The sequence below is a fragment of the Myroides sp. TSA_177.3 genome, from assembly GCF_052691955.1.
The window spans coordinates 145,924-168,838 of the sequence record NZ_JBQZGD010000007.1; the positions used below are offsets into that span (position 1 = coordinate 145,924).

Annotated in this window: 20 protein-coding genes and 1 pseudogene; 11 read left to right on the plus strand and 10 right to left on the minus strand. The window is 34.1% G+C overall.

Annotation, left to right across the window (positions count from 1 at the left end):
• Positions 1-208: 208 nt before the first annotated feature.
• Positions 209-1,255, plus strand: a complete 1,047-nt coding sequence (locus tag ACUTSE_RS09190) for an alpha/beta hydrolase family protein (RefSeq protein ID WP_445640005.1) — start codon at positions 209-211, stop codon at positions 1,253-1,255.
• 144 nt (positions 1,256-1,399) lie between these two features.
• On the opposite strand, the gene ACUTSE_RS09195 is transcribed toward ACUTSE_RS09190, so the two are convergent.
• Both ACUTSE_RS09195 and ACUTSE_RS09200 read right to left on the minus strand, forming a co-directional pair.
• Complete coding sequence (locus ACUTSE_RS09195) at positions 1,400-2,506, minus strand: NAD(P)-dependent alcohol dehydrogenase (RefSeq protein ID WP_445640006.1); 1,107 nt, start codon at positions 2,504-2,506, stop codon at positions 1,400-1,402.
• 36 nt (positions 2,507-2,542) lie between these two features.
• Entirely contained in the window at positions 2,543-3,076 is a 534-nt protein-coding gene (locus tag ACUTSE_RS09200; protein WP_445640007.1) for a DUF4334 domain-containing protein, read from the minus strand.
• Between the two features lie 617 nt (positions 3,077-3,693).
• On the opposite strand from ACUTSE_RS09200, the gene ACUTSE_RS09205 reads away from it, so the two are divergent.
• Positions 3,694-3,945 (plus strand): hypothetical protein, encoded by a 252-nt coding sequence (locus tag ACUTSE_RS09205; protein WP_445640008.1) that lies wholly within the window; start codon positions 3,694-3,696, stop codon positions 3,943-3,945.
• Between the two features lie 154 nt (positions 3,946-4,099).
• On the opposite strand, the gene ACUTSE_RS09210 is transcribed toward ACUTSE_RS09205, so the two are convergent.
• Both ACUTSE_RS09210 and ACUTSE_RS09215 read right to left on the minus strand, forming a co-directional pair.
• A complete protein-coding gene (locus ACUTSE_RS09210; RefSeq protein WP_445640009.1) occupies positions 4,100-4,432 on the minus strand; it encodes a hypothetical protein in 333 nt (110 codons plus the stop codon).
• Positions 4,433-4,627: 195 nt separating this feature from the next.
• On the minus strand, positions 4,628-5,416 hold the full coding sequence (locus ACUTSE_RS09215; protein ID WP_445640010.1) for a helix-turn-helix domain-containing protein: 789 nt from the start codon (positions 5,414-5,416) through the stop codon (positions 4,628-4,630).
• A gap of 129 nt (positions 5,417-5,545) precedes the next feature.
• Here ACUTSE_RS09215 and ACUTSE_RS09220 point away from each other — a divergent pair, with 129 nt between their 5' ends.
• Genes ACUTSE_RS09220 through ACUTSE_RS09230 form a run of 3 tightly spaced genes read left to right on the plus strand, consistent with a single transcriptional unit; the run spans position 5,546 to position 9,541 of the window.
• A complete protein-coding gene (locus tag ACUTSE_RS09220; protein WP_445640011.1) occupies positions 5,546-6,883 on the plus strand; it encodes a TolC family protein in 1,338 nt (445 codons plus the stop codon).
• Entirely contained in the window at positions 6,883-7,956 is a 1,074-nt protein-coding gene (locus ACUTSE_RS09225) for an HlyD family secretion protein (RefSeq protein ID WP_445640012.1), read from the plus strand. Before ACUTSE_RS09220 ends, ACUTSE_RS09225 begins: the two co-directional genes overlap by 1 nt.
• Positions 7,946-9,541 (plus strand): MFS transporter, encoded by a 1,596-nt coding sequence (locus tag ACUTSE_RS09230; RefSeq protein WP_445640013.1) that lies wholly within the window; start codon positions 7,946-7,948, stop codon positions 9,539-9,541. Before ACUTSE_RS09225 ends, ACUTSE_RS09230 begins: the two co-directional genes overlap by 11 nt.
• A 139-nt stretch (positions 9,542-9,680) precedes the next feature.
• Here ACUTSE_RS09230 and ACUTSE_RS09235 read toward each other — a convergent pair whose 3' ends face one another.
• Positions 9,681-10,193, minus strand: coding sequence for a dihydrofolate reductase family protein (locus tag ACUTSE_RS09235; protein WP_445640014.1), 513 nt, complete (start codon positions 10,191-10,193; stop codon positions 9,681-9,683).
• Between the two features lie 85 nt (positions 10,194-10,278).
• Here ACUTSE_RS09235 and ACUTSE_RS09240 point away from each other — a divergent pair, with 85 nt between their 5' ends.
• The gene (locus ACUTSE_RS09240) at positions 10,279-10,629 is read left to right on the plus strand and encodes a winged helix-turn-helix transcriptional regulator (protein ID WP_445640015.1); all 351 of its coding nucleotides are present in this window, start codon (positions 10,279-10,281) and stop codon (positions 10,627-10,629) included.
• A gap of 29 nt (positions 10,630-10,658) precedes the next feature.
• Here the strand turns inward: ACUTSE_RS09240 and ACUTSE_RS09245 are convergent, their stop codons facing one another.
• Positions 10,659-11,039 carry a Fur family transcriptional regulator gene (locus ACUTSE_RS09245; RefSeq protein ID WP_445640016.1) on the minus strand — a complete coding sequence of 127 codons (381 nt, stop codon included), beginning with the start codon at positions 11,037-11,039 and terminating at the stop codon, positions 10,659-10,661.
• 86 nt (positions 11,040-11,125) lie between these two features.
• Here ACUTSE_RS09245 and ACUTSE_RS09250 point away from each other — a divergent pair, with 86 nt between their 5' ends.
• Positions 11,126-12,034 carry an NAD(P)/FAD-dependent oxidoreductase gene (locus ACUTSE_RS09250; protein WP_445640017.1) on the plus strand — a complete coding sequence of 303 codons (909 nt, stop codon included), beginning with the start codon at positions 11,126-11,128 and terminating at the stop codon, positions 12,032-12,034.
• Between the two features lie 58 nt (positions 12,035-12,092).
• Here the strand turns inward: ACUTSE_RS09250 and ACUTSE_RS09255 are convergent, their stop codons facing one another.
• Positions 12,093-12,593 carry a GNAT family N-acetyltransferase gene (locus ACUTSE_RS09255; RefSeq protein ID WP_445640018.1) on the minus strand — a complete coding sequence of 167 codons (501 nt, stop codon included), beginning with the start codon at positions 12,591-12,593 and terminating at the stop codon, positions 12,093-12,095.
• A gap of 123 nt (positions 12,594-12,716) precedes the next feature.
• Positions 12,717-13,898, minus strand: coding sequence for an MFS transporter (locus ACUTSE_RS09260; protein ID WP_445640019.1), 1,182 nt, complete (start codon positions 13,896-13,898; stop codon positions 12,717-12,719).
• A 98-nt stretch (positions 13,899-13,996) separates the two neighbouring features.
• Between ACUTSE_RS09260 and ACUTSE_RS09265 the strand changes: the two genes are divergently transcribed.
• On the plus strand, positions 13,997-14,965 hold the full coding sequence (locus ACUTSE_RS09265) for a helix-turn-helix transcriptional regulator (protein WP_445640020.1): 969 nt from the start codon (positions 13,997-13,999) through the stop codon (positions 14,963-14,965).
• A gap of 241 nt (positions 14,966-15,206) precedes the next feature.
• Here the strand turns inward: ACUTSE_RS09265 and ACUTSE_RS09270 are convergent, their stop codons facing one another.
• Together ACUTSE_RS09270 and ACUTSE_RS09275 are read right to left on the minus strand one after the other, a co-directional pair.
• A complete protein-coding gene (locus ACUTSE_RS09270) occupies positions 15,207-15,440 on the minus strand; it encodes a hypothetical protein (protein WP_445640021.1) in 234 nt (77 codons plus the stop codon).
• 359 nt (positions 15,441-15,799) lie between these two features.
• Positions 15,800-16,606, minus strand: coding sequence for a helix-turn-helix domain-containing protein (locus ACUTSE_RS09275; protein ID WP_445640022.1), 807 nt, complete (start codon positions 16,604-16,606; stop codon positions 15,800-15,802).
• A 289-nt stretch (positions 16,607-16,895) separates the two neighbouring features.
• Between ACUTSE_RS09275 and ACUTSE_RS09280 the strand changes: the two genes are divergently transcribed.
• From ACUTSE_RS09280 to ACUTSE_RS09290, 3 genes and pseudogenes are all read left to right on the plus strand, one after another.
• Positions 16,896-18,077 carry a helix-turn-helix domain-containing protein gene (locus tag ACUTSE_RS09280; protein WP_445640023.1) on the plus strand — a complete coding sequence of 394 codons (1,182 nt, stop codon included), beginning with the start codon at positions 16,896-16,898 and terminating at the stop codon, positions 18,075-18,077.
• 777 nt (positions 18,078-18,854) lie between these two features.
• Entirely contained in the window at positions 18,855-20,816 is a 1,962-nt protein-coding gene (locus tag ACUTSE_RS09285) for an OmpA family protein (protein ID WP_445640024.1), read from the plus strand.
• Positions 20,817-22,228: 1,412 nt separating this feature from the next.
• Positions 22,229-22,915: pseudogene (locus tag ACUTSE_RS09290) on the plus strand (hypothetical protein); the annotation flags it as partial.

The window sequence follows — 22,915 nt, forward strand, 5'->3', positions numbered from 1 at the left end:
GCAAAAGTATAAAAAACAGTAAAAAATGGGTGTTAAATCCGTATTGTTTTTTTAGCTTAATCAATCAGCTATTAAAATCCATAGTCCTAAAATTATTTGTTGTCAATATGCACAACTATGCGCTGTTTTTTATTCATTAGAATTTATTTTCAAAAAATAATCTCTACTTTTAATACACCTAGCAGCAATAGGTTTAAAGTATTTTATTATGCGTTGGAAAATTGGCACTTTATTTATTCTAATTTTAGTTGTAATTATCGGTTACTTCTTTATTGTTGGCAGCAATGATTTTGAAATTGACAACATGCAACATCATGATTATGTATTTGTATCAAAAGAAGAAGAACTTTCCGCTACTTTATTTATACCTGAGCGTGGTATCAGTAAGCAAACACCTGTAGCGTTACTGATTCATGGAGATGGTCCTCAAGATCGAACATCAGCTAAGGGATATCTTCCTTTGATTAATTACCTAGTGGAGCAAGGAATTGCCGTATTTTCATGGGATAAAAAAGGAGTAGGAGCGAGTAAAGGGAATTGGCTCCATCAATCTATTGAAGATCGAGCGATAGAGGCTAAAGACGCTTTTAATTTTTTATCTACTCAGGTTGGTTTTGCTGTGGATAAAATGGGCTATTTAGGCTTTTCACAAGCAGGATGGGTTATCCCAAAGGCGAGTACCCTAACGGATCCCGCTTTTTCAATTATCATTGGAGGTGCCGTAAACTGGTTGGATCAGGGCGATTATTTAACTAAAATTCGCCTCGAAAAAGAAGGATTTTCCCAAGACCTTATTGCTAAAAAACTCGATTCAATAAGAAGAAATGATATCGCCTTATTTACTGATTTCAATGCGAATGATATTGAGCAATCAGGCATAGAAAAAGATCGATTTTTATTTATTGCACGAAATTTAGAATCAGATGCGACACAAGATCTTCTCACAATGAAAGGCCCTTTATTGGCCTTATGGGGAGAAGATGATCTCAATGTTCCAGCAGAAGATAATGCTCAAAAATACCGTGAAATAATAAAAGGAAGAAAGAATTATCATTCAGAAATTAAAATATACCCTCAAAGCACACATGGTTTACTAAAGGCTGCTTATTTTAATTACCAATTAACTTCACAGTGGCCGACCTGGAAAAAAGGATTATTTGTTGGCATGGGACGCAAAGCGTATACAGCAACTGTGCTTTCTGATATATCTAATTTTATATTGGAACAGACGCAACAGATTGATCATAAAGAATAGAAGATACGCCAATATAGTATTAACATTGATTATCAAGGTCTTCCAGAACCCTTTAATCCAGATAAAAGAATTCAAAAAGGCATTAGTTTTTATAACTAATGCCTTTTTAGGTAATTATAACCTCATAACGTCCATCTCTTACGCTTAATGAGGCATTCGAATAATTGGTTTTATTACAATTCCTTTTCCTGAATCTTCAACTGCTTGATTAATTTCATCCATTTCATAAAAAGTAATCATCTTATCAAATGGAAATACACCATCTAAATGCAATTGAATCAATCGTGGGATAAATAAATCAGGAATACTATCTCCTTCAATAACCGATCTAACAGCTACACCAAATGAAAAAGGAGAATAATCAATTTCTAATTTACCTCCGGCTTTCATTACCCCTAAGGTATAAACAGTAGCATTGCTTCGCATGGCTTTAACCAGTTCATTGATAACAGAATTAATGGCTGTAGTATCTATGGCATGATTTAATCCATTAGGAGCTAAATTTTCTCGAATGTATTGGCTTACCTCAGCAATATTCTTACTATTAATGGTATGAGTAGCACCTAATTCTTTAGCGAAAGTCAATCGTTCCTCGTGGATGTCAATGGCAATAATTTTAGCACATCCTGCTACTTTCGCTGCCATAATAGCGGCTAATCCTACGGGGCCAACACCTGAAATAGCTATAGTATCTCCTGCTTGAGGTTTAGCTACATTAAATACGGTTCCAGCACCTGTTTGAATTCCACATCCCAATGGACCTAAAAGCGCTAAATCTATTTCTTTGGTTACTTTCACCACGCTGCTCTCATTGGTCAATGTATACGTTGCAAACGACGATTGATTAAAAAAGAATCCACCTAATTCCTGGTTGCCATCGTGATACGCACAACTTCCATCTGCTCTTTTCCCACTTAAATTTAATTTGTGGAAATTCAAACAATAGGAGGGATGCCCTGCAATACATTGTTCACATGTACCACACGCACCTGGTGCTAAGACCACGTGATCTCCAACAGCTACTTTCTGAATATTTGCTCCTACTTTTTCCACAATTCCAGCTCCCTCATGGCCTAAAATTCCTGGGATTGGAAAAGGGATTTGTTGATTTGTGACGGCAATATCAGTGTGGCAAATTCCTGTAGCTACTATTTTAACTAGAATTTCATCTGGTCTTGGCTCATCCAATTGTACATCTTTTATGGTATATTTACTTTTAGGTTCTTGAAGAACGGCTGCTTTTATTTTCATCTTGATCAATTTTAAAGGTTGCTTTTTCTGTGGCTATTAAACATCTAAATGTATCGTTGATTGATTATCTCGTTCTAGGACAAAGAAAAAAGGCTCTGGATCTCCTTTTAAGTCCATAACCCCTAAAACTTTAGTGTCGTCAATCTTAACAAAGACATCCAATATCGGTAATTCATCATAGACCATCGTTGCACAAGATCTTCCTCTATATTCTGTATTTCTAAGCCGTGCTTTGGCCTCTTTTGTTTGTTCAAAAACGCGTGTGGCTTCTTCATTTCCTGCATGCTCCGTACGTCCAAACAGACTTGTAGGTTCAACGGAATAAATGGCTGTTTTATCTTCAGTAAAATACAGCAGTGGATGTACTTCTTCCAAGTTAAAAAACACTTTTCCGTACCAACCACTATGTTCTAATTTTCCATCCAATCGATGTCCAGAATTAATCGAAATTCCCTTCCAACGTCCAATCATAAAATCCAGCGTTGCAGGTTCTAATTCATCAAATAATTTAAAGGCTTCTTCTATTGTAGTTTTTCTCTCTTTTAATACATTTTCTAGTCTAATTTTCATCTCTTTATTTTTTAAATTATGTAGTTCATTGAGCTACAAACAAGCTCTTTATATGTTATAACACTACTTGTTTAATTTGTTAATAACCTATAAGTTACAATGAATAATAAAGAAAACAACCTAAAACAATGCCAATTATATAAACTTTATCAATATTTAATTTATAATTCGCTTTGCGCGAAATTTCCCTCTGTATTACTTGACATTTATACACTTTTATAAGCGTTAAAATTTACTGTTAATTAAAGTGAGTTCGATATAAGAAAAAGCAAAAAAGGATATAAAAAAAGAGATAGGATTAGTAGTATATTTAAGGTTCTGAATCACAAATATTTAACTAAAACTTTCTCTATGTTATCTACAGACAAAATTACTGAAATTTATTCCTCAACACCAACACCTTGACACCTGAAGATATAACATTAAATATCACTGAATCAACCGCATGTATTTCTTGCGGTGCTCCGATGACTTATAAACCGAGTGCATAAGCACTTGTTTGTGATTATTGTGGTACTGTAAAGAATTCTGGAAATAAAACACTCAAAAAGAATTTACTACAATCCTTATCAACTAGGTGGGACCCTAAGGCGATACAGCGAATAAAACCCGATTATTTGTGTGGGTTTATTACTGAAAAATATCAAATAGAGATCAAAGAAGCCTATGATCAGGTGTGTTCTTGGGTATATGAAGAAGAGAGAATCCGAGTGAGAAGACACATCGGAGGGGATCAACAGCGCATTCACCACTCCAATACAGATGTATCTCAAGTGACATTTAAACACATTCTGTTACCTTTGTATGTGAGTTCTTTTCGCTATAAAAACAAACAATATACCTTTTATGTCAATGGTGTAACAGATTAAGTGATTGGAGAACAACCGTATAGTGCTTGGAAAGTAGGTTGTGCAACAGTTTTAGGTATTATTCTTGTTATTCTATTGGCTATATTAATTCTTAATAATAAATAATATCTATATCTAAAAAAAAGTTGCTTAAAAAAGCAACTTTTTTTTTAATTTAAGGTTTATATTCTAAGTCCAATGGACCACTTGGGTAAAAAGATCTAACAGTTACACCCTCTGGGAATTTACCATATTCACACCAATAGTCAGATATATAAGATGACCAATTATCATTTATATTCCCACCAGTATAAAAAGGTCGGCACGCGACTAATATATACTCACCTGGTTCTTGATAAAAACAATCAGAAGGTTTTTGATAACCAACATTGTAAGCAATCAAAAGACATAGTTGAGGAGGTGCATTTAAAACTTCTACTTCTGGTTTATTCTGAGCAAAGGTTAGCATTGAAAACATAAATGCTACTACTAAAAATAAATTTTTCATAATATTATTCTATTGGTTCGAATTGTTAAGTTATAAAACAATAATACATTAACTAAAAAATAAATAAATTTTAACAAAATATAAAGAAATACTGTATATTTAAAAATAACCAACCACTACCAAATAGACGACTTGTGAATAAGATACTCATCATCAAAAAAAAGGAAAGTTTTTAATAAGAAGGGGAAGCCCCCTTTATCTTTTTTGTCTCATTTCAAGAGGGCGTATTCCCGTATACTCATAAAAGGCATTGCTGAATGCCCCCAGTGTTACATAGCCAACTGTATTGGCTATTTCACTGATTGAATGCTCCGTTTTGACCAATAATTCGATGGCTTTTACGATGCGTACTGTTTTCAAGTATTGTAAGAACGAAATTTGAAGTTCTGCCTGAAATAGGCGTGAAACCGAACGTTCACTGAGATTGAACTTATCACTAATGGCTGCTAAAGTTAATTGCTGACCAAAATGGATATCCAAGTAATCCGTTATTTTAATGATACGGGGATGATCACTGAAAGGCAACTGTAACTGCATATTCTTATTGATGGAAGAAGGCAGTATATTTTTTAAGGCTTGTAGGAACTCAAAATTTGGGGTTTGAGGGTTCACCATCTGATTGTGCCAGCATTCCGTATAGGCAATCATTTCCACAACCAAATCAGAAGCCGCATAGATACCAAGTTCAGCGTAAAAAGAATGCTTAGCATCATCTTGGGTATAAAAATACAGGGAACGCAATACAGTAGCTGAGTGACTGAGTTTGAGAATATGAGGTACCCCCTTGGGGATCCAAAAGAAATATTTAGCCGGAACCACATAGGTTATATTGTCTACCGTAACATACGTAATTCCCCCTTCTACATAGGTTAATTGCCCTTTCTCATGTTGGTGTAGGGGATAGCGTTTATCTGATTTTTCATGTGTTACAAATACGCCGTCTTGAACGGTATCTATAAAGTCTAAGGAATCGATGATTCTCATGGGATCTTTTACTTATTTCGAAGTACAAAAGTAAGCATGATTTTTGTCTGGTTTCAATAAAAAGTTGACTATTTTCGAAGTACAAGATATAGTGTACTCCCTTTAATTTTGCGCCGTTAAAAATTGTATATGAATCTCGGAAGTCACTTTCTACTCCCTGTGTTTGCTAGTAGTGCCCTGATAGGCTATAGTCAAACCACTCCTGTGTTGATGGTTCAAAAGGATACCATCCACCTGACTTTAACGGACGTTTGGCAGCAAACAGATGTCCAAAGCAAGCAAGCCTTACTCCATACCAAAGCGCAGCAAATTAGTAGAGAAAATACGAAAGATGCTGAAATGGGTAGATACCCTGTGTTCAACGGAATAGCGAAAGTAGAACAGGCCAGTAATATTCCTGTGTATTCGGATGGAATATTCAACAAGCCCGAACAGCATGATGTGATTCATACGCTTTATCATACAGGAGTTTCGATGTATCTCAACCTCTATAGCGGAAATCGCCAGAATTTAGAAATTGCAGCACGCAAAACCGAAGAACAAAAAACAGCGATTATAGCCGAATTATCACAGTCAGAAGTTCGCCTAGAAGCAGCAAAGTGTTATTTGACACTGGCCAAAGTATTGCGCTTTAGAACTGTGATTCAACATGATATTGCCGATCAACAAGAGCAATTAGCCGAAGTAGAAAAGCTCTACGCGCATGGTGTTATTCTCAAAAGCGATGTATTGCGTGCTACAATGGAAGTATCGAAACGAGAAATGACATTGGTACAGATAGAAAATGATATTCTAATCGAAAATCAAAAGTTAGTTCTATTACTGGGCCGTAAGGATTCCGATTTTATCAAGCCAGAAGCATATTCAACTGCTGCGATGCCTTTAGAACCCTATGAAGAGGCGCTAGAGATTGCCTCTGTTTATGCACATAAACAATTACTTTCAACCACCGATTTGGCCCTTAGTGCGATTGAACAAAAGAAAGTAAAAGCACAAAACAAACCCAGTATAGGGTTAATAGGAAACTTCACCATGGCCAATCCGCAAATCTTTTTATATCCTTACAATCCCAGTTGGTATAGTTTAGGAACCATTGGCGTACAGGTATCCATTCCTATTTCCTCCCTGTATCACAATAGCCATAAAGTACGCAGTCGTGCATTAGAACATGAAAAAGAAGAAATCCAACAACACTATGTTCAAGATCAGATAAAACAAGAGGTACAAGAAGCTTACTTGCGCTATACGGAATCTTTAGTACAAATAGAAGTCTGTACCAAGAACAGTGCCCAAGCAGCTGAAAATGCCCGTATCATCAAGCAAACCTATTTTAATAAGTTAGCCTTACTTACGGATTTATTAGATGCGAATTTACAGCATTTACAAACGCAATTTGAATTAGAAGCGGCTAAGCTAGATAGCCTTTACAAGTATTACACCCTCCAACAAGTCAAAGGATTATTATAATGGATACAAAGACACGTATTAGAATTACAGATCGCTTTATTACGCGTGTAACCCGTTACATCGCATTAATTGTTTTATTTTTTGGTTGCATTTGGGGGCTGAACACCCTTTGGACGTATTGGAAATACGAACAAACCAATGATGCGCAAGTACAAGAGTATATTAATCCTGTTATTGCAAGAGTAGGAGGGTACCTAACGGAAGTTCGCTTTGAGGAGAATGAGCTCGTTGCTCAAGGAGATACCTTGCTCATCGTTGATAATAGAGAGTATATTTATGCGCAGGCAGAAACGACTGCTGATATTGCGAAACAATATGCACAATTGAAAGAATTAGAAGCCCGTCAATATACTTTATCGTTAACTGCTGCTGCTGCTCAGAGTCAAATCCAAGGACGCGCATCTAAATACAACCAACAGGAATTAGATTACAATCGATATCACCAACTCTATCAAGTGGATGCAGCTACTGCCCAACAACTAGAAGAGAAACGCGCCCAACTTGATCTTGATCGCAGTGATTGGCAAAGTAGCGTAGAACATGCACAAGCAGCCAAATCGAGTATTGCTGACATCGAAGCACAAAAGAAAGTGTTAGAAAAAGAAATCGCTAGATTAGAACAACTTCAAAATTACAAAGACTTGACTGTCGGCTATACTGTTATTACCGCTCCCTATCGCGGTAGAATGGGCAAGCGAAGTATAGATTTAGGGCAGATGATTACGCCAGGTCAAGTTTTAACCTATATGGTCAATGATGAAACACCGAAATGGATTGTAGCCAACTTTAAGGAAACACAGATTAGAAACATCCAGGTAGGTGATGAAGCAGTCCTAGCAGTAGATGCTTATCCTGATACACCATTTACAGGAAAGGTCATTTCTATTGCACCGGCTACAGGGTCTAGCTTCTCATTATTACCACCCGATAATGCTACAGGGAACTTCGTTAAGATTGTACAACGAATCCCTGTGCGTATCGAGATTACAGCCCCTCGTGATTCAGAAGAACTCCTGAAAGCAGGGATGAATGTCCAAGTGCTGATTTCAAAAAATCAAGTCCATGCAAAATAGCGAACCAACCGCATTATTCGTTGATTGGATCCCAGAATGGGCCGTACGCGTCATTCTTTTTGTACTTTTGATGCCGAGTATTGTGCTCTTTTTTCTACCTGCTGCTAATGCTACTGCAGCAGTAGGTTATTTTGGGTGTGATCCTCGAGATATCCAATTTTCAGTTTCTTTATTGTATGCCGGTTTTGTCTCTTTTTATAGCCTAGAACGACGTTTTTTTACGTATCTCGCAACGAAAGAATACTTTATCATCTTTAATGTTTTACAACTCTTAGGCTGCGTTGTATTGTATCATGTACAAGCGTGGTGTATCGTATTTCCCATTCGATTTTTACAAGGCATGTTATTTGCTAGCACCGTAAATCTATGCATTTCAACGCTCTATATACGCCTCGAAAGTTCGAAAGCAAGAGAGATATCTTTCTCTTGTTTTTACGGTATTTTAATCTGCGCCACCCCGTTTAATCAGCTTATTACCTCAGATTTAATTGATCAGTACGATTATTCTTTCTTATACCAAGCCGCTGCCTTTTCTTTTATTCCAGGATTACTTCTGATTATGCTTACGATGAATCACGTACGGCTGAATCGCAAGTTGCCTTTGTATTGTTTAGACTGGGAAAGCTTTGTACTCTATGCTGTTGCGATTGTACTCTTCGGATATATTGCGATTTATGGCCAACAGTATTACTGGTTTGAAGATGAAACGATTCATTGGGCAGGATTGGGCATCCTACTTGCACTAGCGATTTTTGTTATTCGCCAGAAATTCCTAAAAAGACCTTATATTAATTGGAATGTATGGAACTATAGAAATTTTAAAATCGGACTATTTTTGCTCTTTATCTTATACCTCTGTCGTTTTGCTTCAGGTATAAGCAATACGCACTTCATAACTTCGCTTCACTTAGATCCTCGACACTTATCTTATCTCAATGTCTATAACCTGATTGGATTAGTAACAGGTGTAGTAGTTGCTTGTATTTGGCTGTTAAAACGATGGCCCATGCGCTTGATTTGGAGTTTGGGTTTTTCGTTTCTATTTGTTTACCACCTGGGGATGTACTTCCTGTTTGTTCCTACAGCGAATACGGATGCTTACTACGTCTTATTGTTTTGCCAAGGATTTGGAGTGGGACTATTGATGGTACCTACGATTATCTATTGTATTGCGTCAGTTCCTGTTGAATTAGGAGCTTCAGCCGCCGCGATTTGTTTAGCCATTCGTTATTTGGGTTACACAACGAGTATTGCCGTAATGAATTACTATAATCTCTATAGTAGCAATCTTCATCAAAGTCGTTTTTCCGATTATTTAAATTATGCCAATCCATGGCTTCAACAAAAATTAACGCAAGGGATGCATAAATTAGAGGCTAGGGGATTCTTACATACACCAGCAGAACAAGCCAGTACAAAACTCTTGCTTACCGACGTAAACAAACAGATTGAATTGAGGTATGCGATGGATTATTATGAACTTATGTGCTGGATGTTAGTCATGATTATCCTTTTAGTCATTTTCACGCCCTATTTAAGCAAAACCTGGGTGTATTTAAAATCTAGAACGGTATCTCCGTTCTAATTGAATAAAACAGATTGAGAGATATCAATGCGCAATAAATAGCAAGACCTAACTACTACAAGTATTGAAAATCAGGACCCTTATTTTCAATACTTGTTTTTTTAGTTGTTGAAAACACAGCGCTTTAACGATTGCCATTTTAATTTCTAGGCTTAGCTAGATGCAACTGAAGTAAGCCTTGTTTTACTTTGTGGGTTACTATTTCAAATGTAGTATTGAATGGGTTGTTCCAACCTAAAAAATCACCTTCTCCTGCGAGTATTGGACTTACATTTAAATAGAGGTCGGTTACCAAATCTTTTGCTATAAATGCATTGAATGTTCCTATCCCGCCACCAATTGCAATTTCGTTTATTCCTTTTTCAGCCATATAAGCTATCGCTTGTTCTGGCGAATTCACATAAGTATACCCTTCTTCCACTTGGGTGGTATTGGATAGCACTAAGATTTCAATGCCCTTGAAAAGATCTTTAACTGCTTGTGGGAATTCTTGGAAATTTTGAAAAGTTTGCCTACCTATGACTAAATTTCCCACTTGATGGGCGAGTTTCAGGTAAAAAGCGAAGGCTTCTTCTGGCAATTGATGCGCAGGATTATCGGATACTAAAATTCTGCCATTGATTGAAATATTGGCGATTAAGGTTACTTTCATTGTATAATTATTAGGTTCCATACAAAAGTAAGATGCACTTCCTTTATCTTTGCTATGACTTACTTTGAGGATAGTAACTAACAGTATGACAGCAATAAAAAACGATCAAGTACCCACAGAAACTATTTTGGCTTTACGAGACGCCTTGGAATTATTAAGTGGAAAATGGAAATTTTGTATTCTTCATCATCTTCATACAAAGGGAGAAATGAGGTTTAAAGACTTACAAGAAAAGGCGCAGGGAATCTCGCCTAAAGTCTTATCTAATGAGTTACAAGCATTGGAAGATAACCTGTTCATCACAAGAACAGTCAACAAAACCAAACCGATTACAGTCTCTTACCAACTGACCCCACATGCGCAAGAAAGCTATCCTGTACTAACTTCTCTTATTGAATTTGGTTTGAAACACAGAGCAAAAATTAAGAATAAATAAAAAATCTCTATATTCTTTTTTAGACAATCTTAATTACACTCCGGACAGATCCCAGAAATAGTAAAATTTACACTTTTGATTTTATACTTTTCAGGTAGGGTAAAAGAAGGCTCAACTGTTGTAATACAAGTTGTTGTCTGACAACGCTCGCAAGTAAAATGAAGGTGATTGTGGTTGTGCTTTTCTAAGGTACAATTTTGACAAATAGCATATTTGATAACTCCTTCTATCGTAGCTATTTTATGAATAATTCCTTCTTCCGTTAAGCGATCCAATACTCTATAAATCGTAACTCTATCGCATACCCCATGTAGAATAGCGAGGATTTCCGCAGGAGATAAAGCGACCTCTGACGTTTCAATAAGCTTTAGTATCTCAGTCTTAGCTAGTGTATTTCTAGTTTGTTTCATCATTTAAAATATTAATGCAACATTGTTGCAGTTACAAATTTAATCATTATTATTGCAACTCAATTGCATTAATAAAAATAAAAATCATGACATACAAAGAGAAATACGATGTGATTATTGTGGGAGGAAGTTATGCTGGACTTTCAGCTGCAATGGCTTTAGGGCGTTTATTAAAATCTGTTTTGCTCATTGATAGCGGTTTGCCTTGTAATAGACAAACACCTTATTCGCATAATTTCATTACCCAAGATGGACAAGCACCTGCGGCAATTTCAACTACAGCAAGAGAACAAGTATTGGCGTACAAAACGGTGTCTTTTTACCAGGGATTAGCACTTTCAGGTCGACAGACACCAGAAGGATTTGAAATTACAACTGCGACGCAGGACGTTTTTAGCAGTAAGAAGCTGATTTTTGCTACAGGGATTAAAGATAAGTTGCCTGCCATAACAGGGTTATCAACGTGTTGGGGAATTTCTGTTATTCATTGTCCGTATTGCCATGGTTATGAGTTTCAAAACAAACGAACAGCTATTTTAGCGCATTCCGATAAAGCCTTGCATTTGGCTTCTTTGGTGAAGAACTTAACTCCAAATATTACAATCGCCACTCATGGAGGAACTGCCTTTACGCACGAACAACGGATTAAATTGGAACAAAATAATATTGCAATTATAGAGGAGAAAGTGATTGAAGTAGAACATGCTAATGGTTATGTGCAATCCATAGTCTTTCAAGATCATTCAAAACTAAATGTTGAAGCAGTTTACGCAGCAGTGCCCTTTGAGCAACATTGTAGTATTCCGTTTGATTTAGGTTGTGAACAAACTGAATCGGGACACATCAAAGTAGATGCTTTTCAAAAAACAACAATAGAAGGTGTCTATGCTTGTGGAGATAATACAACTTTGTTCAGATCGATCTCTGCGGCTGTTGCTAGTGGCTCAATGGCCGGAGCGATGGTTGTAAAAGAACTTACTGATGCGTTATTTTAAAATTAAAAACCATCTCTCGGGATGGTTTTTATGCCGATTTATAAACAGGGATATATGCCTAACTACTTGGTTTTAATCCTTTTTCATAACAGTTAAAAACCCCTTTTCTAAACTGCACGGTACCAACAAATGCGTATCCTTTTTTAAGATACACAGCATTAGCTGTATTATTTAAAGCATAAGCATCAAAGCGAATGGAAGCAAAGTTATTTTCTGTTGCATATTGTTCTGCATATTGAATCATCTGGCTAGATATCCCTTTCCCTTGAGCTGTAGGTTTTACAAAAAGACGATGGATTACAATAAAAGGCATAAAAGTATTCCACTTTAAATCATTATACTCTATATCATATTCTTGATTTAAGACCATATAAGCCAAAACTTCTCCATTTTCACTGTAGATATAGGCTTGTTTTTTATTTAAATCTTCCTGTATCGTCTTTTCATTCGGATAATGCTCATCCCATTGATCAATCCCTTTGGAAAACATATCTTTTTTCACTTGATGGAGTACTTCAACTATTTGATTTACATCACTTACTGCTACTTGTCGTATCATAAATTATTTTCCTCTTTTTACGAAGGTAGATAAATAGGAATAAATCTCATTTCATTCTTCTGTTTTTTATTCAAAAACCATTAATACTAGACCAAACTATCCATTTTAAAAAAAGAGAACTAGCTACCGAATCATTTTTTTTACGTAAAAGATGCTCCCCATAGCCAGTACACTTAACAACACATAGTGTAGGGTAGGGTTGTGATAATACACAGCGCCTGCAAAAAGCGGAACAACTATCGTATTAAGTGCTTGTAAACTTTGGTTAGCTCCTTGTATTTTTCCCTGTTCATCTTCACTTACAGCAGTAGAAAGTAAATTAATATATGTAGGTTCAAATAATCCTTCGCCGATTATAATAAGACTTAAAGCAATAGGAACAAAAAGGACCATAGGAAAGTATAAACTACCTACAATGGACAGTAACCCCATCGTTATCAATGACAATCCAAAGATTTGAATTAATTTACTTGAATATCGATGAAGTAGATAAGGTAAAAATACAGCTCTTGAAAGTATTTCAAAAACACCAATTAAAGTAAAGAGAACACCAATAGAAGTAGGAGTCAGTTGAAAGGTATCTTTTAAAACTAAGGTATAGTTAAATTGAAATACAGTTAAAATAAGGTAAAACAAAATGCCTATAAGCAAATAGAATCGAATGGGTTTTAACTGAAACATGGCCGATAATAGTTTAAACACATTAAAATTAATGTGATTAACTTCCTTCATACTTTGTTTCTTTTGTTTGGATTCTGGTAAAAAGAAATAGACAATTAAACCAGAAATCAGCATAAGAAAAGCTGTAATATAAAATGGCAATGCGATAGAAATACCTCCTAGTATTCCACCTAATACAGGCCCTCCAATTTTGCCAATACCCATTGCAGCACTGATATACCCAAACCACTTTATTCTATCTTTTTGTTGGGTATTATCGCTAATATAAGCAAAGAGTACACTCGTATTACCAGCTGTTATTCCATCAATAATCCGCCCTAGAAATAAAATGAATAAAGAGCCTCCTATACCGAATAATAGATAACCTAGAGCAGATCCAAATAAACTGAGGAGTAAGATCTTTTTTCGCCCATACACATCACTTAAACTCCCCAATATAGGTGCAGTTATAAAACTACATAATGCATAAATGGAAAAAAGACCGCTTATTGCCCATACAACGTAATCCGATTGTAGATACGTCTCTACAATAAAAGGCAATAGCGGAAGTATAATAGAAAGACCTATTGAATTCATGGCGACAATAAGTAAAATAATGAGGTATTGTGGTGAATTTTGTTTCATAGTTACTTGTATTTAAAAATGATGTATTGTAAACAGGAACAAAATTATTTGACCATATTATTTTAAAATAGTCGTATTTTGCTATAAAATAGCTATACATGTTCATTACTGAAAAAGGAAATCGATTTACGACACTAAAGATTTTTACAGCTTTAGCTAAGAAATTACACATAGAGGTCAACGAGGGGCGTATTGATATACCCAAAAAATATGGACAGGGCTATTGTATAGGCTATGATTTGAACTCCTACATTCGGGTATTAATAACCGATTTTAGTTTAAAAAAGCCTATCAAACTTGTTAATCCTGAGCCACTTTCCTCAAAAAAGAAGATTTTGTTTAAATTTTTGGATGTAGGTCATCAAGCGTATTTACCCACTTCTGTCCATGCACCAACACGTGTTTTAATTGCTACAAGTAGAATTACAACAACCTCTAGCTTGTATATTGATAGTAATAGTTCAATTAATATTGAGGTAGATGTTGACTACCTCAAAAAAGAATTAGGAGGTATTGAAGAATTGCCACTGATTCAAAATCTTGTGACTCATAATACTCCTTTACTTTTTGAAGAAATAATTCCAAGGGATATTTTACAAATTGTCACAACAGTATTTGGCAAGAAAATAGAAGATACTTTTGGAACGTATTACTTACGCATAAAAGTAGAAGAAGTTATCTGTCGGTTATTAGAGCAATTAGAACAACGCAAAGACAAAACATACTATGCTTTACATCCTCAGGATATCCAAACCCTTTATGCAATTAAAGACCTAATTTTATCAGATTTAGCGATTCCTCCTCGGTTAAACGAACTCGCCAATGAAGCCCGGATGAGTATGTCCAAACTTCAGCGCTTGTTTAAACAGATTTTTGGAAGTACCATCTTTAATTTTTATCAAGAAGCGAGAATACAAGAAGCTGCCTTTTTATTAAGAGAACATCAACGAACAGTATCCGAAGTTGGGTATCAGTTGGGATTTACTAATCTCAGCCATTTTTCTAAAGTATTTCAAGCCTATATGGGAGAAAAACCAAAACAATATACGAAGATACATACAAAATGATAGGTACAAAATTGACGTAATCAATAGGAAACGAAAGCACAGCAACCATACCTAAGTAACTATTACTAATACTTGAATAAGAATAAAACATCTTCCGTTTAAATAAAAAAACAGTAGCAAACTAAAGCTTACTACTGTTAAATATTGTATTTTTAAATTACTAATCCTGTATCTATTTTTTAGGATTAGCCAAAGAACAATCATATATTCTCTGAATTGTACCTGTACTGCAATATTCATCTTATTTAATTCTAATTCCAGATTGTAAATAAGCTGTTACAACTATTCCTGTGTTATGTTCAGGATCTCTAACAGGATTACCATTTTCATCACAATCAAATATCATCCCTATCCAACAGTCAAATAAACTATTATAAGCTGTAGTACCATCAACTTTTACATACCCTAGCTTTTCAAATTCTGTAAACATTGATTCTGTATCCGACGATTGAGCGAACGCTCCAACTGAAAGCAAAAATACTCCCATTAACATTAATTTCTTTAAATTAAATATTTTAAAATTGATTATCTTAAATATAAAGAATGTTAATGCAGATAAAACTAAATCACTGATAATTACCAAAATAAATAGTCTAACTACACGACATTTAATTCATTCATTTTTTACCCTACTTGGCTCTATAGTACAAAATAAGAAATCCCTAACTTGAGATTACAAACCAGGTAGGGCTTTAAATTATGCAAAATCAAATGTATTTTGATTGCTTTTTTTTTAATAGCCTAAAGCAATACCTATTTCCTCATCTCTTGTAATGAGGTCCATGTACATGATAATTTGTGCAAATGAACTACAAGAACAAATCAACACAAAGCTTAACGCTCCATTTTATTGCGATACTCCGTTGGGGTACATTTTAAAAATTGTTTAAAATACTTGGTAAACGTACCTCTTGAGTTAAAACCACAATCCTCAGCAATCACTTCAATTTTGTGATTCGGCTTTTCTTTCATTCGCTTTGTCGCTTGTTGAATTCTATAAAAAGCGACTAAATTATAGTAGTTGGTATTCAATTCATTGTTTATTTTCTTTGATATTTCATGCACGGGAACACCAATTTCCTGACTTAAAGTATCAATATTAAAGCTTGGGTTTAGGTACACTTGTGTACTCGTTTCAAAAAAGTGAAGGATTTGTTTTGTTATCTCTGAATATTCTTTTTCTTTAATGAAATCAATCATCAATGTCTGGAATAAATTGTGTTTTAGATAATTAATCAGAGTCAATACAGAATAGACGAGTATGTAAATCTGAATTAAAATAGAGGTAAATTCCAGAAAAGGATTTACTTCACTCAACCCATACTGTACATTTATTAATACGTTGATAAGCACTAAAAATAACGTAGCAATAGAAGTATGGTGCAAATATAAATGAATCGGCTGATAGCGATATTGATTGATATTACTGGGTTTTAGGAAGTAGAGGATCCCTAGTAAGGTAAGACCAAAAGAAATGAGATAATAGGCATTGCTAGTAATAAAATGCTGTTTGAATAACAGAATCGTACTAACCTCTAAAGCAATTAAAAGGAGATAAAATCTATAACTACTAATATTAATGAGTATTAGAATAAGTTGCACGATAAGGTAAAAATAAACATCCGCATACGAGTACTTCATGTTTATACTTAGCTTAATCCCGATTAAAAGTATAATGAGACATAAGAAAAGTTTCTTCTTTAAGGAGGTGTTAGCTTTGGTATTTAACATTTTTTTTATTTAAAGATAAGGCTTTAAATAAATATGGATATCCTTTTAAGGTACCAATATTCATAAAAAGTCGAATTTTGCGATTTTATTATTGAATAAGTCCGAAAATTTATTAAATTTGATATTGTATTAATATAATTTTAGTGTTAAACATCTTGTCTTTGCTTAATTTATGTTTAATTCTTTACAAATTATAGATATGTATATTCTAATCACTTTTCTTGGTATTCTTATTCTACTAGCTGGAATTCAAGAATATAGACGTTATACAAAAGCGAAACATTCGCTTATTGATTATGATGCTTTTCGACTTTTAAGTATATTAAGTTATTTGATTTTTATTCAGATCTTATTCGTACTGGGACAATTTTTAATGGTTAAGAATTTTGAAGTTCATCCGCTATGGATCTCTATCTTCATTTTCTATGGGCCACATGTATTTTTATTACTCTCTTATTATCGATATAAGGAAAAACAACCACTGTTTAGAAATTATTTTAAAGATTACTATTATCTCGCTATTTCATTTTTTACGGTCTTTTTCTGCATCTTTTTTCTATCAGAGGGAAATATCGCAATTGATCAAAATATGCTACATTATTTTTTGTACGTATTCATTATTGTCTACCTCTTATTTTATGCAATCAAAAGCTTTTTTATCCTCAAGGAGGAAAACAATCTCTTGAATCAAACTCCTTTGGATAATTTTAAACTGATTAAATTTCTATCATATTTAATTAGTTTTCTGATTATTTTTTCTAGTATCACTGTTATTTCACTCGTGTATAATAATGATCCTATTGTATTTTTCATCGCTATACTACTTAGTTTAATCTGCTTTTATTTTACAGTTCTTTTACTTCGCTATCGCATTTCAACTTCGTTTTTTTTCCAATATGAAGCAAACAATAGGGGATTGGATTACAATGAAGTTGAACTTGCACTCCATTTAGTAAAAGCTGAAGAAGCAAATAAGCCAGAAGAGGAGAATAAAGATCCATATGATGGAAAATATGAGAAAGTCAAATTAAGCGATGAAACATTAGCTCAAATTGATATTAAGGTAAGACAAGTAATCTTAAAGGAAAAAGCGTATTTAAATGCAGATTTCAAGATTAGTGAATTAGCACATAAAACCAAAATTTCACGTTATTATTTAGCTCAGTACTTTACCTATATTCACCAAATGAGTTTTAGAGAGTATATCAATTCACTTAGAATTAATGTAATATTGGAAACGATCAACAGTCATGAAGATAAAAAGCAATTTACAGCAAATGAATTATTTTATCAAAGTGCCTTTAACTCCAAAGCTTCTTTCTTTAAGAGTTTTAAACAAGTTACAGGGATGACTCCCTTCGAATACATCAAGCTAATCTAGTTTGTTTTACATACAACTTTACTACTATTAGTAAAAGCCACTACAGTTTAACTGTTAGTGGCTTTTTTAATAGTATAATTTAGCTCTAGCACTTTTCTTAGATGCAAAAAAGCGAAGAGAGAACTTCTAGTAGTAATTCCAACCCTCTTAAATCAAAATAGCACAAGTAAAAATAGGTTTTTGTTTCATTTTTATAATTGCACAACATAATATTTTTAAAATATTTCATCAATTAGAGAAAAAATAAAAAACACAAAACACACTATTTTTCAGTACTTTACAAGTTCATTTTTGTTAGGATACTTTTATTTTTTTGTCTTCTTAGCTTAAACGTACTCGATTATAACAAAATAATACCTATCCTTTTGACTTTATGATGAGTTTTGATTTAAGCATAAGACAGATAGTAAAACAACTAGTATTAAACGGTAAAATAAGTAGGTTCATTTTTTTAATTGTTGGAAAAAGGAAGAGTGAAAAAGACAAGTCAAAAACACATTCTATCCTTTCTTTTATTTCGTAAAGAAAAAGGCTTAACGATGAAATTTTAAGTCCACAAGGAGAACATGAAAGAAAAGAGAATCTACAATTGAATTAAAATGAATGCATATTTTAAAGAAGTATTCCAAAAGGATGCTAGGCAGTATTTAATTGTTAGCCGATAAAAACAAAACAACAGCGGCTATTTTAGTTTTGTTAAGTTGTTCGTAGGAATAACAAAAATAGACTCAATTTAAAGCAAATACTTTGAAATTCGTTGGTATAAATGGACAGATTATGAAAAAACAACTACTAAGAATAAGTGTATTAAGCCTATTTTTTTTGGCTGGGGTCAATATGCATGCCCAACGAATAACGGAAAAAAAAGCGGATAAAGAATATAATATCCAAGCTTATAGTGAGGCCATTAAAAGCTATGAACGCCTTACTACAAAAGGATATAGCAATGCGGACTTGTTACAAAAACTAGCTAATTCCTATTATTTTAATGGGAAATTAGCTGAAGCTAATACATGGTACCAAGAACTTTTTGAAGGGGAGTATGAAGATAAAGGGAAAGAAGATATTCCATCAGAATATTTCTATCGCTATGCACAAACTTTAAAATCAGTCGGGAACTATGAAAAATCGAGCAAAATGATGGAAGCGTTCACCCGTTTGGAAGCAGCTGATTCAAGAGCTAAGCTCTTTAATTTACATAAGAATTTCTTATCTGAGATTGAGCATAAAGAAGAGCGATATGAAATGAAGCCTTTGGCTTTGAATTCCATTTATTCTGACTATGGAGCAACGGTATTGAATCAACAACTGATTTTTACATCAGCCCGAACTGAACAGACAACGAAGCCTGTTCACGAATGGACAGATGAACACTTCACTAGTTTGTATGCTGCAGAAATAAAAGCTGATGGTGCTTTCTCGACGCCAAAACTATTTGCAAAAGAAATCAATTCCAAAGTAAATGATGCGACGGCTGTTTTTACAAAGGATGGCAATACGATGTATTTTACGCGTAACAATTCCAATAAAAAAGGAAAACAAAAAAATAATACGAATCAATCTTCCTTGTTGAAATTATATAAAGCAACCAAAAACAAGGATGGCGTATGGGGAGAAGTAATCGAATTGCCTTTTAACTCAGATAATTTTAATACAGCTCATCCTAGTTTAACTCCTGATGATAAATGGCTTTATTTTTCTTCCGATCGCCAGGGCACACTTGGACAATCAGATATTTTCAGAGTATCCATTTCTTCAAAGGGTGAATATGGAGTAATTGAAAATTTGGGCGATAAAATTAATACCGCAGGGAGAGAATCATTTCCCTTCATTTCAAATGATCAGTATTTATTTTTTGCTTCTGATGGTCATCCGGGATTAGGAGGGCTTGATATATTCGTTGCTAAACTTATGGATGATGGCCAGGTAGGACCTGTCAGCAATATGGGAACTCCGTTTAATAGTCCATTTGATGATTTTAGTTTTTATCTTGATCCTCAGGTAAATAAAGGTTTCATAAGCTCGAATCGAGCTGGAGGTAGTGGGGGAGACGATATCTATTCTTTCATCGAAAAAATATGTCAGACTACTTTAGAAGGAATTGTTTTTAATTCAGAAACTAAAAATGTACTAAATCAAGTTAAAATCACCATTTACGATAATGAATATCACGTGATTGCTACCCAAGTTTCAAATGAAAAAGGGGAGTATAAAATAGCGGATTTGCTCTGTCATAAAAAGTATCGCATTAAAGCAGAAGCAGCACAGTATAATACCTCAGAGGAAGTACTTGTGTTAGAGGCCAAACATCAAGAACGTTCTAAACATAATATTGGATTAGTACCTATCCAAGAAACAATGAATCCAACGGATGATTTAGTTAAAAGTTTAAAACTAAACCCTATTTATTTTGATTTCGATCAGTCAGCCATTCGCCCTGATGCACAAATTGAATTAATGAAAATAGTGGAAGTGATGAAAGCGCATCCAACCCTAAAAGTAGAGGTACGCGCTCACACAGATAGTAGAGGAAAAGATGCGTATAATTTAAGTTTGTCGGACCGTAGAGCAAAAGCAACTGTCCGTTGGATAATTAACCAAGGAATAGAGGCTAAACGCATCACCGGAAAAGGATATGGTGAAACTCAATTGCTCAATTCATGTAGCAATGGAGTCCCTTGTTCAGCAAAAGAACACCAAGTAAATAGACGCAGTGAATTTATCATTCTAAATAGATAAATAGAGCTCAAAATTCTATTGATTTACAGTAAACTACTAGATTACATAAATAAAATGAATGTTGAATGAAAGTAAAACAGCAATACTTTGAAGTAAGTTGAAATAAATGGGCTTAAATTTTGTGTTGCGCCCTGATAAAAAAGGGCTTTCTAAACAACAATCAAAGTATTGTTCTGTTTTGCTTTATCTAATTAAACTAGTAATCTAACGGTTAAAAAATTGAAAAATAAGGTCATAGTTGAAATGGTGAAAACAATACCTTGAGGTGTTGAAAGGAAAAGGATTTTTTTGCAGATCGTGTTGTTCCTTTTAGTAAGAACTTTCGATAAGCCAAAGAGGTATTGTTTAACTTAAATAAATTTCATCTAGGACATCGGGGATATAATTTTACTGGCTTCGATTTTTATCGAGGGAGTAATAGAAAAAGACAAATTACGTCAAATTTGTATGGGGATTACTGTAACGACAACAATACCTTGAAGTTTTTGGAGGCTAAAAGGGCTTTATTTAGCTGGTGTTGTCTCTTTTAAATAAAGAGCTTCTGGATAAACTAGTAAGGTATTGTGTCGTTTTAAAAAAAAGAAGAGCTATTCGGTTTGACAAATTCTTTTTTTGATAGCAAAGGAAGTTGAATTAAAAATTCGCACACCAGGTAATGACTGGAAAGCAAAACCATTTTTTGAATACATTTTGTAAGAAACTTACTATAAAACAGCGTGTAAATCCTTTGTTTTATTAAAATAATAAATTTCAAAACAACTATTTTTTTCCTACGATCCTGCTGTAGGATCTAAAATTTACAGGTAGCCAAAAAAGAGGGAACATTCATTAGTTTCCCTCTTTAATTTACAACCCATAATAGTCATTTTTAGTATTACATACATTACATTGATTTGAATCTTGACTTATCTAAAGTCAGATGTTGTTTATGAAAGGGACTTCGTTCAGCCAAGTCCCTTCATTTAAAAAAAGAATGTTTAGGTTAGCTATTGAAATATTTTTTTTCACCATCCTGCTGTAAGATGTAAAATACAGTTTAACTGCTTGAGGAAAGAGAGAGAACCCATAAAGTTCTCTCTTTTTTTATTTCTATCGTTTCTTATCGTTCTATTTTCATTTACTTCTCCCAACATAAACTACCCCATTTGATATTATTCTGTTCGTTTCTCTTATTCCAGAACAAAATAACTAAGACAAAAAAATTGAAGGAAACGATAAATGCAAAAATAGAATTGTTCCTTTTCTCATCCCTTATAAATAGGGGGCTAATCGAGAGGGTATTGAATTGTTAGCGTGCTAAATGAAGGCATTAACAAAGTGTTTTAATTTTGTTAACTTGCGCTAAAGAATAACAAATGTAAACTCTTTTTGAGGTAATTGTGATGACATTCGTTTGTATAAATCAACGAATTATGAAAAGACAATTACTTTGTGTGGCAGCTTTTTTATTTGTGTTGTCCCTAAAAGCTCAAGTAGGTATTGGTACAAAAACACCAAACAAATCTGCAGAGCTTACGATTATTTCTAAAGATAAAGGTTTACTTATTCCAAGTATAACATTAGAAAGTACAGGTGATACCCAAACAATTTCCAATGGAAATGTAGAGAGTCTAGTAGTGTATGCCAGTAAAAAACAAGGAGATATTCTTCCTGGTTTTTATTATTGGAACGCCACAAAATGGGTACGAATCGTATCCGATGTGGATATTAGTGATTTAGTAATTAAGAATTTTGAAGAAATTGTCAAAAATGAGACGGTTCAAAATCTTATAAATAAAACAGGAGGAAATGTATTTTATGATGGTACACGATTTGAATACCTCGATCGCTCAGGTTCAAGAATCGAATTGCTTTTATCCACTATAGTAAAAGCCAATGAAACGGTAACGACTTTACTTGCCAATACCGATGGAACCTATACCTATAAATCCGAAAATGGGACAGAAACTATTATCGATATTCCTGCTTCGGTAGCGAACAACTTCGAAACGATTGTAAACAACAATCCAGAGAAAGTAAAAGAGATTATCGAAAAAGTTGCCAAAGACGTTGAAGGCAATGTGACGTACAACGGAACAGAATTGGTATATAAAGACGGA